We start from the raw sequence: 2741 nt of genomic DNA, 5'->3' as shown, positions 1-2741 counted from the left end.
TTCTCGGCATCCAAACCTTTGCCCAGACAGGAGTTGCCATTAACACCACCGGAAATGAACCCGACAACAGTGCTATGCTCGATGTAAGTTCAACCGAAAAGGGACTTTTAATTCCCCGAATGACCCAAGCCCAGCGAACGGCCATTGCCCTTCCTGCCAAAGGATTGCTGGTTTATCAAACCGAAACGCCGGAAGGATTTTACTTTTTTGATGGAACATCATGGAATCATCTTGCCTCAGCTACCGGTACCGCTCTCGGCCAGATGCAATACTGGAACGGTACGGCATGGGTAACTGTAGCTGTTGGACAAAACGGGCAAATATTGCGATTTGTAAACGGCATTCCCACTTGGGTGACCGATGATTTGATTAATACCCTGGAGATTGGAGATTATTACCAGGGAGGTATTATAGCCTATTTCCTTCAACCCGGCGACCCGGGTTATGATGCCAATATCAGGCATGGATTGATTGCAGCGAAAACGGACCAGGGCGTTTCATACTGGGGATGTGAAGGAACCGCAATACCAGGTGCGGGTGGTACGGCTGTGGGAACCGGCATCCAGAACACCCAGGCTATTGTGGATGGTTGCGACTGGTACGGAATAGCCGCCAGAAAATGTAACGATCTAGTTTTAAACGGATATAACGACTGGTGTCTGCCCAGTAAGGATGAATTGGATAAATTGTACCTGAACAAAGCAACCATTGGCGGTTTTGCAGACGACTTCTATTGGAGTTCTTCTGAGCACAGTTCGGAAAACGCCTGGCTACAGCATGTTGGCATTGGCGATCAGGATTACACCACTAAGCTCATGGATGCACGTATCCGGGCCATCCGGTATTTTTAAGCTATTCCGCTATTTCAGAAAACGATAAATTAAATTAATATGAAATGTAAAATTCTTCTCTTCGCAACCTTGCTGCTCCTCGGCATCCAAAGCTATGCCCAGACCGGTGTAGCCATCAAATCTACATTTTGCAAAACAACACAATTAATCAAATAATATGAAAAAAGTACAAAAACCAAACGTTTACCTGGCTTGCAACGCTTTTTGGGTTATTGTTTTTATGTTGCTGACTTTCGGGTTTCAGGTTTCACGGGTTGAAGCCCAGGGGGTAAAAATCAACAATGCCACATTGAAACCCTCCGGAAACATCAAAATCGTTGTTAAAGACGGGGACCTGATCAACAACGGCATTTACGCTACCGCCTCCGAAACGTTTACATTTACCGGAACACAGGCCGTAGTTGTAAGCGGAACGGCGTCAACCACCTTTGCCAATCTTACCCTCAACAATGAGGCTGGGTTAACCCTGGAAAATGATGTGTCAATAAGCGGTATGCTGGAGTTCTTAAACGGGAAAGTATCCACCGGCGATCATCTCATGACAATGGGGCCTGTTGGAACTTTTTCCAACACTTCCTCAACGGGCTATATTGAAGGAAAACTGGCACACTCCTTCAGCGCTCCGTGCGCTAAACATTTTCCCATCGGAAAGGAGGGCGCCTATCGCCCGCTTACACTGAAATTCTCAGCATTGACAGGAATCAGTGTCGTACAAGCCGAGCAGTTTGAAACCCCGCTCACCGGCGACCTGCCTGAAAACACCACGCTGATGACCACCGGGAGACATTGGAAGCTGACTCAGGCTGGTGGTAGCGGCATGGAGTATTTCATCACCCTTGACCCCACAGATTATAGCCCTGCAAGACCAGTTGTGATGCTGAAGCAGGATGAAGGGACGATTGGATCTTCAGATGCTACAACACCTGAATATACCAATGCCTCTCCGTTCAATACGTTCAGTGAATTTGGCCTCGGTGAAGTCTGCAAAAATCCCGACGACGGGGGAAACATCGCCGGTGAGCAATACAGTTGCAACAGCTTTGATCCTGATGAAATCACCAGTACAGAGTTGCCTTCAGGCAACACCGGCGAGCTTGACTATCAATGGCAGCAATCCATCACCGGGAGCACAACAGGTTTTGAAATCATCGAAGGAGCTACCGGCGCTTCCTACGATCCCGGCAGTATCGCTCAGACCACCTGGTTCAGGCGTCTGGCAAAGGTCAGCTGCAAAGTTGACTGGGATGGCTATGCTGTTTCAAATGTGGTGAAAATGACCATTGATGTTACTCCACCCTGGGCTACAGCCAAAAACAATACCGTGGAACTCAACCCCTACGGAACCTATATTTTGGAGGCAACCGATGTCCTCTCAGCCTGGGGTGACAGTGAAACATCGGTCACTTCCATTGTTATGAATCCGCCTTCGGTCAGTTGTGCCCATCTCGGGCAAACAATTGCTGTTGCAGTCACCGTTGAGGATGAGTGTGGCAACCCGACAACGGTCTATTCTGACATAACCGTTGCAGAAGGTATGGCTATACCCGATCCCTGGCTGAACGCCAACACCCACACCAGCGCCGGCGGAACAGCCACCTATTCGTATTGCGACAGCGAGGGTACCTTTAGGTTGTCTGCCACAGGGAAGTCCACCACAACCAGCGATGTGTTCCATTTTGTTTACCAGGAAGAGCTTTGTTCAGACCAGGCAACGGTGATTGCCCGCCTGGCAGAGGTGGAAAACGGCGGCTGGGGAGGCGTAATGATGCGCGAAAATACTACCCCCGGAGCAAAAACCATTTTGTTCAAAACAAGGCTTTACAACCCCAATGTGATTATTGGTTATCGGACAACCACCAATAAATCCATGCGTAATTTAAGCCAGGTGGC

General features: G+C 48.8%; 2 protein-coding genes. Both read left to right on the top strand.

Annotated elements, in window-relative coordinates:
* Positions 1 to 851 (top strand): DUF1566 domain-containing protein (locus tag IH598_09780; protein MBE0638798.1); only part of this gene is annotated, 851 nt, incomplete at its 5' end.
* Between the two features lie 157 nt (positions 852 to 1008).
* The coding region (locus IH598_09775; GenBank protein ID MBE0638797.1) for a hypothetical protein at positions 1009 to 2741 on the top strand (1733 nt) is incomplete at its 3' end.

It is taken from the genome of Bacteroidales bacterium (assembly GCA_014860585.1).
Classification (GTDB): Bacteria; Bacteroidota; Bacteroidia; order Bacteroidales; family 4484-276; genus RZYY01.
This window is presented reverse-complemented; position numbering and strand designations above follow the sequence as displayed.